Here is a 14,431-nt window from a genome sequence, read left to right as displayed (position 1 = left end):
GAGCAGCTTACTTCTTCAGCTGGTCGCGCAACGCGGCGAGCTTGGCGAAGGGCGAGTCCGGGTCGAAGCGGACCGGGCGTTCCTCACGCGGCTTTGGCTGGAAGGCGGGTTTTGCGCCTTGGGCGCCGCCTTTGCCGTCCTGCCGGCCAGCCTTCCAGTCGGGCCGGTTTTCGCGCCGGTCCGGGCGTTCGGCTTGCGGCTTGCCGGCGCGCTGTTCTGCCGCCTCGCCTTGCGGCCTGGGCTTGAACTTGCTGCGGTCGAAGCGTGGCTTGCCGGCGCCGTCGCGCTGGTCGTGGCGCCCCTGACGGGCGGGCCGGTCGCCCGGCGTCGGTTGCCCGCCGGCATCTGCCGGCGCATCGCTGCGGCCGCCCGGCGCAGCTTGACCATTGCGCGCGCGATTGTCCCGATGATTGTCCCGGGGGCGGTTGTCATGCTGGCGATGACGCGGGCGCTGGTCGAAACGACCCTGCCGCCATAACAGGACAGGTTTTGGCTCCTCCGCTTCTGGAGCAGCTTCGCCGGCGACGGCTTCCGCCGTCGCTGCAGGTTCGGCCGGCGATGCTTCCGTAGTGTCGGAAACCGGCGGTTCTGCCGATGCCGCAGCCTCAGTTTCCGCCCCAAGTTCCGCCCTTGGCTCGGCCGCTGGTTCCGCAGGCGCTTCAGCAGTCGCCTCCGCGGCGGGCCGGGTCTCTTGCGTGACTTCTGCCGCAGCTTCAGGGGCTGGAGCTTCCGCGACAGGCTCTGCCGTCGCTTCGCTCACAGCTTCGGCCGCCGCCTCCGCAACAGGAGCCGCATCCGACACAGGTTCCGAAGCCTCCGCCGGCGGCTCTGCCGCGGCAGCTGCTTCCGCCATCCTCGCCTGCTCGACTCGCGCAGCCTCTTCCGCCGCCTGCTTTGCAGCGGCAGCTTCACGCGCGGCATTGTCCTGTGCGTCGAGCCGCGCCTTGACCTCGGCCGCCGGTTTGGCATCGGCGCGATAGCCGAGTCCCTTCAGGATTTCTTCCATGTCGTCGGCGGTGGCGCCGAGAATCGACATCATCGGCGGCGTCACCATGAAGGACTGGCCGTCATAGGCGCCGTCGGGGCGAGGGCCGAGGCCCGGCTTCCAGTTGGTCGCCGGCCGGATCAGGTCGGCCAGCCGTTCGAGAATATCGACGCGTACAGCACGCCGGCCAAGATTGCGGTAGCCGGCAAGCTTGTAGAAGGTCTTGTCGAAGGTCGGATCGATGACCACCGAGGTGCGGCCGGAGGCCAGTGCGTGAACGACATCGCCGAAGCCGGGCTTGTCCTTGCCGTCGTTTCTCAGCGCCCACAGCAGCGTTATCAGCCCGGCCGGCGCCGGTTTGATCAGCGCCGGCACGAAGACATGGTAGGCGCCGAAGCGCACGCCGAGACGGCGAAGCGCCGCGCGGCCTTCCTGGTCGAGCGACTTCATCTCGTCGGCGATGTCGCGACGGTTGATGAGGCCGAGATGCTCGACAAGCTGGAAAGCAATGCCGCGGCCGATGCCGGTGATCTGCTCGGCATTCTTGAGATCGACCAGCGGCTTCAGCAAGGATTCGATCTGGAAGTTGACGAAGCGCTCGGCGCGCGCCGCAACCTTGTCGCGTGCCGGGCCGGCGAGTTGCTCGTCGGCGAGCAGAACGAGACGCGGCTTCAAAGCGTCTTCGCCGGCAACCAACGTGCCGATCGGGGCGCCGATCCAGCGCAGCGTGCCATCCGAACCCAGCGCAATGTCGCCATTGGCAGAGGCGCCGAAACGCTCGGCCCGCGCTTCGAACTCGGCGGCAAGCGCCTTCTGCGCCGCCGCCCGCACCGCCTTGGCATCCTCGCCGCCGGCGCTCTGGTCGGCGGTGAAGCGGAAACCCTGCAACTCGCCGACGTGATGGCCTTCGACGAGGACGGTTCCGGTTGGGCTGATTTCGGCTTCAGGCATCGTGTTTTCTCTAAGGCGCCGCATGAGGACGGAAGTCCTGCGGTCTACAAAACGTTTCGTCAACCGCTCATGCAGCGCATCCGACAATCTGTCTTCGATTTCGCGCGTCTTTTCCTGCCAGTGTGCCCGATCGGCCAGCCAGCCGGGCCGGTTGGAGACGAAGGTCCATGTGCGGATCTGGGCAATCCTGTGCGACAGCGTGTCGATGTCGCCTTCGGTTGTGTCGGCACGGCGCACCTGCTCGGCCATGTAGTTCTCGTCGACATGGCCATGCCTGGCAAGGTCCATGTAGATGGAGGCGATCAAGTCGGCATGCTGGGCCGGCGCGATCTTCCTGTAGTCGGGCAGCGCGCAGGCTTCCCACAGCAGCGCCACGCGCCTGGCATCGGTGGTGAGTGCCCGGATGTCCTCGTCGCGCGACAGATGCTCGAGCGCCTGCGCGTCTACTGCCGGCAGTGCGCGCGTCAGGCCTTCTACCGGGGCGTTGGTCTCGATCGAGCGCTTCAGCGCATCGAGGCTGGCGAAATCGAAATGCGCGGTACGCCACTGCAGCACTTTCACCGGATCGAAATCATGCGCCTCGATCTTGTTGACCAGTTCATCATCCAGCGGATCGACCTGGCCGGTGACGCCGAAGGTGCCGTCGCGCAGATGCCGGCCGGCGCGGCCGGCAATCTGGCCGAGCTCGGCCGCCGTCAGGTTGCGGTACTGGTAGCCGTCGAATTTGCGATTCTGGGCGAAGGCGACGTGGTCGAGGTCCAGGTTGAGGCCCATGCCGATGGCGTCGGTGGCGACGAGGTAGTCGACGTCGCCCGACTGGAACAGCGCCACCTGGGCGTTGCGGGTGCGCGGGCTGAGTGCGCCGAGCACGACGGCAGCACCGCCCTGCTGGCGGCGGATCAGCTCGGCGATGGCATAGACCTCGTCGGCCGAGAAGGCGACGATCGCGGTGCGCCGCGGCAGGCGGGTCAGCTTCTTCGAGCCGGCATAGGCAAGATGCGACAGGCGTGGTCGCGTCACCACCGACACGCCCCGCAGCAGGCGCTGCAGGATGCCGTGCATGGTGGCCGCGCCCAGCAGCAGCGTCTCCTGGCGGCCGCGCAGATGCAGGATGCGATCGGTGAAGATGTGGCCGCGTTCGAGATCGCCGGCGAGCTGGACCTCGTCGATGGCAACGAAGGCGGCGTCGGTCTCGCGCGGCATCGCTTCCACGGTGCAGACCGAGTATTTCGCGCCCGCCGGCTGGATCTTTTCCTCGCCGGTGATGAGCGCCACCTTATGGGCGCCGACCTTCTCGCAGACGCGCGTATAGACCTCGCGGGCAAGCAGCCTGAGCGGCAGGCCGATGACGCCGCTTTCGTGCGCCACCATGCGTTCGATGGCGAGATGGGTCTTGCCGGTGTTGGTCGGGCCGAGCACGGCCGTCACGTCTCGACCCGACAGGATCAGCGGTTCAGTGTGTTTCGGATGGATGTTCATCGGCCTGGAAATAAGGCTCTCTGCCTCGCATTGTCGGAAGCGCGCCCATATTGGCCGCGTATGACAGGCGACACATAGGGATTTCGGGCGCGAAGCGAAAGCGGAATGTGCCGAGGGAGGCCGATTGGTTGGTTCGAAGCCAGAAAATCTGTTCCCAATTAACAGTTGGAACGAGTCTGGAACGAATCAGCGACGAATCACTGACTCGCGCTGATTCAGGGTTTGTTCACGGCTACATCTGGGTTTTCTGTCGGCGTACCTCACCACATGCTGAATCACGGAAACTGGCCCGATTTATGCAAGTGGCATCCAAGCGAGCACTGCGGTTAACCTTTGCCGGTGAATGGTCGTGGCTGGCCAATCTGCTTCGCACAACATTATGAAATTATTGATGTTTCCTAACGCGCTTTAATCATTTCGAGGGTGTTTTCAGCTCTCGCCGTTAACGTTCCGCTCAAAGCCGGAACGAATCGGCGACGAATCAGCGATAGCCGAAGTTTCTTGGTTTGTTCACTGCAACATGTTGTGTCGTGAACAGCTTTTCCACCGAAAACCCACAGGCTGCCGGACGGCTTTTGCACAGGCTGCGAGTTTGCCGTTAACCTTTGCGTGCCGGATTGGGGCAGCGTGCTGCATCGAGATCTGGCAACGGGAAGACCGCTATAGAAACGGGCCGTTTTGCAGGCCCGTTCGTCCAAGCGCGTATCTGTCTCAACGTAAAGATAAACGATCAGGCGATGTACTGGCCGCCATTGGCTGATATGGTCGAGCCGGTGATGAAACCGGCATCGTCGGAAGCGAGGAAGACGACGCAGCGCGCGATTTCCTCCGGCTCGCCGAGACGGCCGACCGGGATGTGCGGGATGACGCGCTCGTTGAGGACCTTCTCGTCCATTGCCTTGACCATCTCGGTGGCGATGTAGCCGGGGCAAATGACGTTGACGGTGATGCCGGCGCGCGCGCCTTCCTGGGCCAGTGCCTTGGTGAAGCCGATATCGCCGGCCTTCGAGGCCGAATAATTGACCTGGCCGGCCTGGCCTTTCTGGCCGTTGATCGAGGAGATGGTGATGATGCGACCGAACTTGCGGTCGCGCATGCCGCCCCACAATGGATGCGTCATGTTGAAGACGCCGGAAAGGTTGGTGTCGAGGACCTCTTTCCATTGCTCGCGCGTCATCTTGTGGAACATCGCGTCGCGAGTGATGCCGGCATTGTTGACCAGCACCGAGACGGGACCGAGATCGGCTTCGATCTGTTTGATGCCGGCGGCGCAGGCCTCGTAATCGGCGACGGACCATTTATAGACCGGGATGCCGGTCGCGGCCTTGAACTTTGCCGCCGCTTCTTCATTGCCGGCGTAGTTTGCGGCGACCGAATAGCCGGCGCTTTTCAAGGCGACCGATATCGCCGCGCCGATGCCGCGCGACCCGCCTGTGACGATTGCAACCTTTGTCATGCGTTTCCCTCCCAGAGTGAATGGTGAATGGTGAATGGGGAATGGTTATTGCGTAAGCCCTCCTTCCATTCACCATTCACAATTTGCCATTCATCCCATTGCTTCCACGCACATGGCAACACCCATGCCGCCGCCGATGCACAGCGTGGCAAGACCTTTCCTGGCACCTCTGCGGCGCATTTCGTAGACCAGCGTGTTGAAGATGCGGGCGCCCGAGGCGCCGACCGGATGGCCGATGGCGATGGCGCCGCCATTGACGTTGACGATGGCCGAATCCCAGCCCATGTCCTTGTTGACGGCGCAGGCCTGTGCGGCAAAGGCCTCGTTGGCTTCGACCAGATCGAGGTCGCCAACCGACCAGCCGGCCTTGGCCAGCGCCTTGCGCGAGGAGGGGATCGGTCCCGTCCCCATGATCTGCGGGTCGACACCGGCGGTCGCCCAGGAAACGATACGCACCAGAGGTGTGATGCCGCGCCTTGCGGCTTCCGCTTCGGTCATCAGCACCACGGCGGCGGCGCCGTCGTTGATGCCGGAGGCATTGGCTGCCGTCACCGTGCCTTCCTTGTCGAACGCCGGCTTGAGCTTGGTCATGGCATCGATTGTCGCGCCGTGGCGGATGTATTCATCCTGGTCGACTACGGTGTCACCTTTCCTGCCCTTGACTGTAAAGGCAACGATCTCGTCATTGAATTTTCCGGCTTTCTGCGCGGCCTCGGCCTTGTTCTGGGAAGCCAGTGCGAACTGGTCCTGGTCGTCGCGGGTGATCTGGAACTGGCGGGCGACGTTCTCCGCGGTGTTGCCCATATGATAGCCGTAGAAGGCATCGGTCAGGCCGTCCTTGATCATGGTGTCGATCAGCTTGAAGTCGCCCATCTTGACGCCACCGCGCAGATGTTGCGCATGCGGAGCCATCGACATCGATTCCTGGCCGCCGGCAACGATGATCCTCGCGTCGCCCTGGGCGATCTGCTGCATGCCGAGCGCGATGGCGCGCAGGCCCGAGCCGCAGAGCTGGTTCAGGCCCCAGGAGGTCGCCTCCTGCGGTACGCCGGCAGCCATTGCCGCCTGCCGCGCCGGGTTCTGCCCTTGAGCCGCGGTCAGGATCTGGCCGAGGATGACCTCGTCCACCTCCTTGCCGTCGACGCCGGCACGGACAAGCGCTTCCCTGACGGCGACGGCACCCAATTCATGGGCTGGCGTGTTGGCGAAGGCGCCGTTGAAGGAGCCGACGGGCGTGCGCGCTGCACTGGCGACAACGATGGCGTTGGAAGCGGACATGTTCTTCTCCAGGCTTTCGGGGAACGATTTCGGGTGCCGTCGGAGACTTTTCTTGCCCTTTCCACAACCCGAGTCAAACCCGAAATGGGCATGGCGTCCCACTGCCGCAAGCATGCCGCCCGTCGCTGCAACGGCGGCCCGTCCGTGCTGCGCAGCATAAAATGTTCCCGCACTGCACAAACTGCTTGGATTCATGACGCTTTTGCGCATATCCTTTAAAAAGGCGCAATCGTTACCGGCGGCTTACTTAAGCTGGCCGGTGTCCGGGGAGGATGCAGATGGCCGCAAAAGACGAACCTATTGTTATCAAGAAATATGCCAATCGCCGTCTCTACAATACGGGCACCAGCACCTATGTGACGCTCGAGGATCTCGCTGAAATGGTCAAAAAAGGCGAGGACTTTACTGTCCAGGACGCCAAGACCGGTGACGACATCACGCATCCGGTACTGACCCAGATCATCTTCGAGCTGGAGAACAAGGACGGGCAGAACATGCTGCCGATCCCGTTCCTGCGTCAGCTCATCGCCTATTACGGCGACCAGATGCAGATGATCGTGCCGAGCTTTCTCGAGCAGTCGATGCTGGCCTTCTCTAAGGAGCAGGAACGCTTTCGCGAGCAGATGAAAGATGCCCTCGGCAAGTCGCCGATGGACATGATGAAGATCGCCACGCCGATCAAGGTGCTGGAGGAGCAGACGCGGCGCAACATGGAAATGTTCCAGAACGCCATGCGGCTGTTCACGCCGTTCCCGCCCGCGGGCTCTGCGCCGGCAGCAGCACCACCCGAACCGGCCAAGAAAGAAACATCGGAAAAACCAGACGACCTTCAGGAGCTGAAGGACCAGATCGCCGCGATGCAGCGCAAGCTCGACACGATGTCGTGACTGCCGGCCGGCGAAGCGCCGGCCCAAATTTCCCTCAGCAGGCCCGTGTCAGAAAACATCTTCGCCTCGAAGGTGAAGATGTCATCCATGCTCTATTTCGTGGCATCCCCTATTTCGTGGTCACCGTCACCAAGGCGGTAACAGGTTTGCCGTCTACTAGAATGGGCCGGTGATGATCATCGGCAAGAAGCACGCCGATCACGTGTCTGCCGGCGGCATCCGGGCAATGGCCGAAACGCGCCTTGATAAGATCACCGCCAAAGTCGCTGTTCATGCTGTTGTACGGCTTGCCGGGGATGTTGCAGGTGTCTCCGTTGGGATCGATCTTCATATGCACGTGGCCGCATTGCTTGATTTCCCCGCACTCACCCGCAGGGAGCAGCCTGAAGTTGCTCCTGACGACAACGCCAATCGCCTTCTCAGGAGCATTGCCCAGTTCCACAACTGAACCTGCCGTCGGCCAGACGACTTCCAGGGTGGGCCGATCCTCGGCCTCGGCAGATACGAGCGACAATAAGGAGAAAGCGAGGGCAGTCGTTGCGGTGATGCGAAACATGGTAACCTCCGTTGCGATGTAAACATTGATTACATACGCAGCGCTTGAACACAAGGGAAATAATCAGTGATTACATTTCGCTCTCGTGCTATTTGGCTGAGATGACCAAGACTACTGATTCCGACGAAGCCGGAGATGCCAAGCGATATCATCACGGCAATCTCGTCGAGGCCTTGATCACGGCAACCGTGGAGATCATCGAGGAACGGGGAGGCGAGCATGTGTCCGTACGCGAGGCCGCAAAACGTGCCGGCGTTTCACCCGGCGCACCATTCCGGCATTTTCGATCGAAAACAGCGCTGCTAACCGCAGTCGCCGAACAGGCCATGGATCGGCTGACAAAGGCTGTTGCCAAGGCGCAGTCGAAAATCGACAGTGCAGATCCCATTGAGGCCTTCGAAGCAATCGGACAAGGCTATCTGGAATGGGCAATTACCAACCCCACGCATTTCCAGATCATCAGTTCCCGAACCCTGATTGATTTTGAAGGGTCGGACAGCCTTCGTGATCAGAATGAGGCTATTCGGCGGACGATGATCGACTTGCTGACGCAAGCGCAACAACAGGGTCGGCTTGCTCCCGACACCGCCTTTGATCATCTTGTGCTTGCCGCGCGTGCACTCGTTTACGGGTTGGCACGCATGGCGATCGATGGTCATTTCCGGGAATGGCATCCGTCCGAGCCGCCAGCCCTGGCCGCGCAGCGGGCTCTCCGACTTTTCATGAGCCGGATGACTATTCCATCTAAAGCTTAGTCCGCCAGCCCCCAAAAAAGGCCGAGATTGCGCCGCCAGCTAGTTGAACTCCGGCAGCGGTCCCTGGTAGCGGGCGCGCGGCCGGATCAGGCCGCTGCTTGTCACCTGCTCCACGGCATGCGCGGCCCAGCCGACGCCGCGGCCGAGCGCGAACAGGCGGAACGGCGCATCGGACGGCAAACGGAGACCGCGCGTCAGCGCGGCCAAAGCGAAATCGACGTTCGGGCGCATGCCCGTTGCCGCAAAGGCCGCATTGCAAAGCCGTAGCAGCCCATCGTCGACATCTATCGCGGTCAGCAACGGTTCCGCACGCGGATCGCCGTCGGGATAAAGCGGATGGCCAAATCCGGGCAGCGGCCTGTCGTGACCGAGCCAGCGTCCGACAGCTGCATCCGGGCCCAATCTCTGCGCATCCTCCGCCAGCATCATGACCGCCTCCGCGGCGCCGCCATGGCGCGGCCCGGAGAGCGTGGCGAGGCCGGCAAGCAGGCAGGCCGAAACAGGTGCACCGGTCGACGCGGCGACCCGCGCGGCGAAGGTCGATGCGTTCAGTTCGTGATCGGCCAACAGCACGAGCGAGCGGCGGATCAAGTCTGTGCCGGCAGCATCGAGGGACCAGCCCTGCGCCAGCCTTTCATGCACGGCACCGCTTCCGCGAACCGCGCCGAGCGCCTGGGCCAGAGCGGCGATGGCGCCGGCCGCATCGTGGTTGAGCGAAGCCGATCTGCGGCCAAGGGAGGGCCGGCCGTTGGCCGCCAACGCGGCCAATTCCGCGAAGGCAGCCGGCCGGCCAGTTGCGCCGTTGCCATGGCGGCTCGCCGACCCGAACGACACTGGTGCGCCAGATGCCCAAAGCAGGTTTGCCGTCTGCTCCAGCGTGGCAGTCTCGGAGAACGTGACCGCATCCTGGCCGCGATAGACGAGGCGGCCGTGCAAAACGGTCGAGATCGTGGTGGCGATCGCCGGCTCACCCCAGGCAATCGCGCTTTCGGCGATTGCCTGGGGATTTCGGCCGCGCGCCCGGCGGCTCGCCAGCGCCGCGATGTCGTCGGCGCGATACTGGCTGCGGCGTGGATCGGCCCCATCCGGCCGCATGCCGATGCGTCCGCGGCTGACATAGGCATAGAGCGTCTGGGCGCGCACCCTGAGACGCTCCAGGGCTTCGTCCCGCGTCAGCCACTCCGTCATGTCAGCCCTGTCATGTTGATTCCATTGATCAAGATTGATGGTCCAGTCGCCAACCCTTATCTACCGCCCGGAAAGGGTCAAGGAGAAAACCAATGGCGAATGGGCTCGATGATGTGGTGGCGGCGGAAACGGTGCTCTCCGATGTTGACGGTCTTGGTGGCCGCCTGACCATCCAGGGCCATTCGTTGCCCGACCTGGCAGGCCGCTGGAAATACGCCGAGGTGGTTCATCTGCTGTTCAACGGCTTTTTCGACGATCTTCCGGGCGGCAGGGAACTGGCGAACGCGATCGGTCGGGCGCGCAGCGAAGTGTTCGAGCAGATCAAACCCTTGCTGCCGTTTCTCGCATCGGTCGATATCTACAGCGCGATGCGCGCCGGTATTGCCCTGCTGCCGGACGGCGGCAAATTGCCGGACGCGCTGCGGCTGGTAGCGGCACCCGCCGTGCTGACGCCGGCCTTGCTGCGCCTGCAGCGCGGCGAAAGCCCGATTGCGCCCGATAGCAAGGCCGATCATGCCGCCGACATGCTGCGGATGCTGACCGGCATTGCGGCCTTGCCTAAATTGGCGAAGGCGCTCGATGCCTATCTCGTGACGGTTTGCGACCACGGCCTCAACGCATCGACTTTCGCCACGCGCGTGGTCGCCTCGACGCAGGCCGGGCTTACTTCGGCGGTGCTGGCCGGGCTCGGAGCGCTCAAGGGGCCGCTGCATGGCGGCGCGCCAGGTCCGGTGATCGAGATGCTGGATGCGATCGAGGCGAATGGCGACGCCGCCGGCTGGCTGCGCGACGAGATCGCGCGCGGCCGCCGCATCATGGGCTTCGGGCATCGCATCTACCGTGTGCGCGATCCGCGTGCCGACGTGCTGAAAGCGGTGGTGCGGCAGCTCGGCGCCAAGGGCGAAGCCGGCCACCGGCTGGCGTTTGCCGAAAGCGTGGAGCAAGCGGCGCTCGAAGTGCTTCGCATCGCCAAGCCGTCGCGCTCGCTCCAGACCAATGTCGAGTTCTTCACAGCGCTCCTGCTGGAAGCGGCGGGCTTTCCGAAAGAGGCGTTCACCAATGTCTTTGCTGCCGGGCGCGTCGCCGGCTGGATTGCCCATGCGCGCGAGCAGCAGACGAGCGGACGGCTGATCCGGCCGCAGTCGCGCTATATCGGGACGGTGCCGGACCTCGTCGCCTGACGAGCTTTCAGCGTATGCTTTGCGAAACGAGGCAACGACCTCTCTTAGGGGACGAGAGCGGTCTACATGACAAAAATTTCATGCCATTGCTCCACAAATCCGCTGTTCTTGGGTGACAGAGAGCCTATATGCTGCAGTGCAGCATGGTTCCACGGGAGCCCGCCTCGAAAGGAATAAAGCCGCCTTGACCGCCAGAAAAACCGCCATCATCACCGGTTCCACCTCGGGCATCGGCCTGGCCATTGCTCACGCGCTCGCGGCCGAAGGCTGCAACGTCGTCGTCAATTCCTTTTCCGACACCGCCGACGATCACGCCATCGCCGACGCAATCGCGAAGCACCACAAGGTGAAGACCGCCTATGTCAAAGCCGACATGTCGAAGCCGGCCGAGTGCCGGGCTTTGGTGGCGAAGGCAGCCGAGGCATTCGGCTCGGTCGACATCCTGGTCAACAACGCCGGCATCCAGCATGTCGCGCCGGTCGAAAGCTTCCCGATCGAGAAATGGGATACGATCATCGCCATCAACCTGTCATCGGCCTTCCACACCATCGCAGCCGCCATCCCGTTGATGAAACAGGCCGGTGGCGGCCGGATCGTCAACGTCGCCTCGGCCCACGGCCTTGTCGCCTCGCCGTTCAAGTCGGCCTATGTCTCGGCCAAGCATGGCATTATGGGCTTGACCAAGACTGTCGCCCTGGAGCTGGCGCGCGACAAGATCACCTGCAATGCCATTTGTCCGGGCTATGTGTTGACGCCGCTGGTCGAGGCGCAGATCCCCGACCAGATGAAGGCCAACAAGATGGACCGCGAGACGGTGGTCCGTGAGGTCATGCTCGAAAAGCAACCGACCAAGGAGTTCGTCACCGTCGAGCAGGTTGCGGCGGCCGCGGTGTTCCTATGCTCGGATGCGGCGGCGCAGATCAACGGCGCGCACATCTCTGTCGATGGCGGCTGGACCGCTCAGTGAGGCTTCCAGAGGTCAAGGGCCACGCCATGCCGAAAAATGGCAAGGCGGAAGAGCCAAAGAAGATCAATGTCGCGCTGCAAGGCGGCGGTTCGCACGGGGCGTTTTCCTGGGGCGTGCTCGATCGGCTGCTCGAGGACGGGCGCCTCGACATAACGGCGGTTTCGGGCACCAGCGCCGGCGCCATGAATGCCGTGGCGCTGGCCGACGGCTTTGTCCGCGGCGGTGTCGAGGGCGCGCGGCGGAAGCTCGACGATTTCTGGCGTGCGGTGGCGGCAAAGGGCCGCTTCAGCCCGGTACAGCGCATGCCTTGGGACGTCGCCTGGGGCAATTGGTCGATCGAGAACACGCCCGGCTATTTCCTGTTCGATACGATGTCTCGGGTATTTTCGCCCTATGTCGCCAATCCGCTCGCCATCAATCCGCTGCGCGACGTGGTCGAACGCGAGATCGATTTCGACAATGTGCGCGCCTGCAAGTCGATGGAACTGTTCATTTCCGCTACCAATGTCGAGACCGGCCAGTTGCGGGTCTTCTCGGACGGCGAGATCGACCTCGACACGGTGATGGCGTCGGCCTGCCTGCCGCAATTGTTCCGTGCCGTCGAGATCAAGGGCGTGCCCTATTGGGATGGCGGTTATGGCGGCAACCCGGCACTGTTCCCGTTCTTCAAGACGGCGGCCACCGAGGACGTGCTCTTGGTGCAGATCAATCCGGTGGTCCGCGAGGGGACGCCGAAGAGCGCCAATGAGATCCAGAACCGCATCGACGAGATCACCTTCAACGCCGGGCTGTTGCGCGAATTCCGCTCGATCGCCTTCGTCAAGGAACTGATCGCCGCCGGCCGATTGCCGCACGGCGAATATCGCGACATCCGCATGCACCGCATCGATGCCGACGAAGCGTTCAAGGATCTGTCGGCATCGTCCAAGGTCAATGCCGAATGGGCGTTCCTTGCCTATCTGCGCGACCTCGGCCGCACCGCAGCCAGTGATTGGCTGGAAGAAAATTATGACGCCGTCGGCAAGCGGCCGACGATCGATCTGTCCGGCGAACTCGACGACGGCTTGAAGCCGGTGCGCGGGCCGGCGCCGGGCCGGCGGGTCAAGGAATTTCTTGCGGCGCGCAAGCAGCCCGAGGCCGCCCGCCGTCCGGCCTAGAAGGGTTCATCGTTTCGGAAACGCCGAACCGCTCTATCTTTTTGTTTTGACGCAATTCCGACGGAAAACCGTTTCACACTTTTCCTGGATTTGTCTGGCTCCTCCGCAAAGCAGATGACATCGCAATCTGTCCAATCATCCTGACACTTGCTGCCATACCGCTGTTTTGGCGATCAACAGCCGATGCTGCAGCCGCATCTTTGCGGACAAAGCAACAATCCATCAACTTTTCTGACTATATTGCGCCGCAACTTTGAGGTAGAAGCGCGCTTCGCCGATCACGGCAATTTGAATACGGCCTCGCGCGCACCCATATCGGCGACGCGCCCCAAGTAGAAGATGCGGCCTGGCCGAACCCCGCGCACTGGAAAAAATGACGATGCCGAAATTCAGGTTTCACAAGCTTGCAGCCATTGTTGTGCTCATCGGTTTCGCCGGCTGGATGGCGACAGGCGAGTTCTCGTCCGTCGGCAGCGCGTCCGCCGACAACAAGCCCAAGGCAGGAGAGGTCGAGCAGCCCAAAACAGCCGACGCAGGCAAGCCCCAAACTGGCAAACAGGGGGCTGCCAAGCCGGGGACTGCCGGGGCGGAACAGCCCAAGGCGCCGTTGCGCACGGTCGCGGTCATAACCCCGCCGCGGCGCACCTATGCACGCGCTATCCGCATTTCCGGACTGACCGAAGCCGACAAGCGCGCCGTCCTGGCGACACGCGTCGCCGGCGTCATCGACAAGCTGCCGGTCAAGCAGGGTCAGCACGTCAAGACCGGCGACCTCATCCTGATGCTTGCCGCCGAGGAAAAGATCTCGGCGGTCGACAACGCCAAGCAGCTTGTTGTGCAACGTGAGGCCGAGCTGGCTGCGGCCCTGCGGCTGATGAAAACCGGCAATCTGCCCAAGCTGCAGCTCGATACGGCCCGTTCCAACCTGACGCTGGCCAAGTCGCAACTGGACGCCGCGCAAGCCGAGCTCGACCGCAACGAGGTGAAGGCGCCCTTCGACGGCGTCATCGACCGGGTGCCGGTGGAGCTTGGCAGTTCCGTCATGCAGGGCGGCGAGGTGGCGACCATTCTCAAGCTCGATCCGGTGATCGCCCGCGGCGAGGTCAGCGAACGCGATCTCGGCTATCTGAAGATCGGTGACGAAGCCAATGTGCGCCTGGTCAGTGGCCAGACCGTCAAGGGTACGGTGCGCTACATCAGCCGGGATGCATCTTCGGCAACCCGTACCTTTCGGGTTGAAGTCGCTATCCCCAATGCCGATGGGTCCGTACCGGCCGGCATGACGGCAGAAATCGCGCTCAGCGCCCAGCCGACCGACGCCGTGATGCTGCCGCGCTCGGTGGTGACGCTCGGCGACAAGGGCGACCTCGGCATCCGCGCCGTCGACAAGGATGACAAGGTCGTGTTCTTCCCGATCGATCTGGTCGACGACACGCCAACCGGCCTGGTGCTCGGCGGCATTGCGGCCGACGCCCGCATTATCGTCGCCGGCCAGGAGCTGGTGAAGGAAGGCGAGGTGGTCAAGCCGGTCGCAGCCGACCAGGCGACCATTCAAAAGCTGTTGGGCGAAGCGACGGCCGGGACGCAGTAA

The 14,431-nt window shown here is 63.2% G+C and carries 11 protein-coding genes; 6 read left to right on the top strand and 5 right to left on the bottom strand.

Annotated features, from left to right (window positions below):
* Positions 1-7: 7 nt before the first annotated feature.
* The 3 genes from NKJ23_RS02380 to NKJ23_RS02370 all read right to left on the bottom strand — a co-directional run bounded on the left by NKJ23_RS02380 (position 8) and on the right by NKJ23_RS02370 (position 6,149).
* On the bottom strand, positions 8-3,415 hold the full coding sequence (locus NKJ23_RS02380) for a helicase-related protein (RefSeq protein WP_352677918.1): 3,408 nt from the start codon (positions 3,413-3,415) through the stop codon (positions 8-10).
* Positions 3,416-4,145: 730 nt separating this feature from the next.
* Positions 4,146-4,871 (bottom strand): acetoacetyl-CoA reductase, encoded by a 726-nt coding sequence (gene phbB / locus NKJ23_RS02375; RefSeq protein ID WP_352621506.1) that lies wholly within the window; start codon positions 4,869-4,871, stop codon positions 4,146-4,148.
* A gap of 90 nt (positions 4,872-4,961) precedes the next feature.
* Entirely contained in the window at positions 4,962-6,149 is a 1,188-nt protein-coding gene (locus NKJ23_RS02370) for an acetyl-CoA C-acetyltransferase (RefSeq protein WP_352677916.1), read from the bottom strand.
* A 278-nt stretch (positions 6,150-6,427) separates the two neighbouring features.
* Between NKJ23_RS02370 and phaR the strand changes: the two genes are divergently transcribed.
* Positions 6,428-7,036: a polyhydroxyalkanoate synthesis repressor PhaR gene (phaR, locus tag NKJ23_RS02365; RefSeq protein ID WP_352677915.1), complete on the top strand. Its 609-nt coding sequence runs from the start codon at positions 6,428-6,430 to the stop codon at positions 7,034-7,036.
* Positions 7,037-7,145: 109 nt separating this feature from the next.
* On the opposite strand, the gene NKJ23_RS02360 is transcribed toward phaR, so the two are convergent.
* Positions 7,146-7,592, bottom strand: a complete 447-nt coding sequence (locus NKJ23_RS02360) for a hypothetical protein (RefSeq protein WP_352677913.1) — start codon at positions 7,590-7,592, stop codon at positions 7,146-7,148.
* Between the two features lie 101 nt (positions 7,593-7,693).
* On the opposite strand from NKJ23_RS02360, the gene NKJ23_RS02355 reads away from it, so the two are divergent.
* Positions 7,694-8,347 carry a TetR/AcrR family transcriptional regulator gene (locus tag NKJ23_RS02355; RefSeq protein ID WP_352677911.1) on the top strand — a complete coding sequence of 218 codons (654 nt, stop codon included), beginning with the start codon at positions 7,694-7,696 and terminating at the stop codon, positions 8,345-8,347.
* Between the two features lie 39 nt (positions 8,348-8,386).
* Here the strand turns inward: NKJ23_RS02355 and NKJ23_RS02350 are convergent, their stop codons facing one another.
* On the bottom strand, positions 8,387-9,535 hold the full coding sequence (locus NKJ23_RS02350) for a citrate/2-methylcitrate synthase (protein WP_352677909.1): 1,149 nt from the start codon (positions 9,533-9,535) through the stop codon (positions 8,387-8,389).
* Positions 9,536-9,627: 92 nt separating this feature from the next.
* Between NKJ23_RS02350 and NKJ23_RS02345 the strand changes: the two genes are divergently transcribed.
* The 4 genes from NKJ23_RS02345 (at position 9,628) to NKJ23_RS02330 (ending at position 14,431) form a co-directional block, all read left to right on the top strand.
* Complete coding sequence (locus NKJ23_RS02345; RefSeq protein WP_352677907.1) at positions 9,628-10,716, top strand: citrate synthase/methylcitrate synthase; 1,089 nt, start codon at positions 9,628-9,630, stop codon at positions 10,714-10,716.
* A 184-nt stretch (positions 10,717-10,900) separates the two neighbouring features.
* Complete coding sequence (locus NKJ23_RS02340) at positions 10,901-11,683, top strand: 3-hydroxybutyrate dehydrogenase (protein WP_352677905.1); 783 nt, start codon at positions 10,901-10,903, stop codon at positions 11,681-11,683.
* A gap of 26 nt (positions 11,684-11,709) precedes the next feature.
* Complete coding sequence (locus NKJ23_RS02335) at positions 11,710-12,840, top strand: patatin-like phospholipase family protein (protein ID WP_352572011.1); 1,131 nt, start codon at positions 11,710-11,712, stop codon at positions 12,838-12,840.
* 379 nt (positions 12,841-13,219) lie between these two features.
* The gene (locus tag NKJ23_RS02330) at positions 13,220-14,431 is read left to right on the top strand and encodes an efflux RND transporter periplasmic adaptor subunit (RefSeq protein ID WP_352677904.1); all 1,212 of its coding nucleotides are present in this window, start codon (positions 13,220-13,222) and stop codon (positions 14,429-14,431) included.

The sequence above is a fragment of the Mesorhizobium sp. M0184 genome (genome assembly GCF_040322215.1).
Taxonomy (GTDB): Bacteria; Pseudomonadota; Alphaproteobacteria; order Rhizobiales; family Rhizobiaceae; genus Mesorhizobium.
The sequence above is the reverse complement of the archived record's forward strand: the minus strand, read 5'-3'. Positions and strand labels throughout refer to the sequence as shown.

Coding starts and splice junctions, on each gene's coding strand:
- NKJ23_RS02380 (WP_352677918.1), bottom strand. CDS start 3,415: ATGAACATCCATCCGAAACACACTGAACCGCTGATCCTGTCGGGTCGA.
- phbB (WP_352621506.1), bottom strand. CDS start 4,871: ATGACAAAGGTTGCAATCGTCACAGGCGGGTCGCGCGGCATCGGCGCG.
- NKJ23_RS02370 (WP_352677916.1), bottom strand. CDS start 6,149: ATGTCCGCTTCCAACGCCATCGTTGTCGCCAGTGCAGCGCGCACGCCC.
- phaR (WP_352677915.1), top strand. CDS start 6,428: ATGGCCGCAAAAGACGAACCTATTGTTATCAAGAAATATGCCAATCGC.
- NKJ23_RS02360 (WP_352677913.1), bottom strand. CDS start 7,592: ATGTTTCGCATCACCGCAACGACTGCCCTCGCTTTCTCCTTATTGTCG.
- NKJ23_RS02355 (WP_352677911.1), top strand. CDS start 7,694: ATGACCAAGACTACTGATTCCGACGAAGCCGGAGATGCCAAGCGATAT.
- NKJ23_RS02350 (WP_352677909.1), bottom strand. CDS start 9,535: ATGACGGAGTGGCTGACGCGGGACGAAGCCCTGGAGCGTCTCAGGGTG.
- NKJ23_RS02345 (WP_352677907.1), top strand. CDS start 9,628: ATGGCGAATGGGCTCGATGATGTGGTGGCGGCGGAAACGGTGCTCTCC.
- NKJ23_RS02335 (WP_352572011.1), top strand. CDS start 11,710: ATGCCGAAAAATGGCAAGGCGGAAGAGCCAAAGAAGATCAATGTCGCG.
- NKJ23_RS02330 (WP_352677904.1), top strand. CDS start 13,220: ATGCCGAAATTCAGGTTTCACAAGCTTGCAGCCATTGTTGTGCTCATC.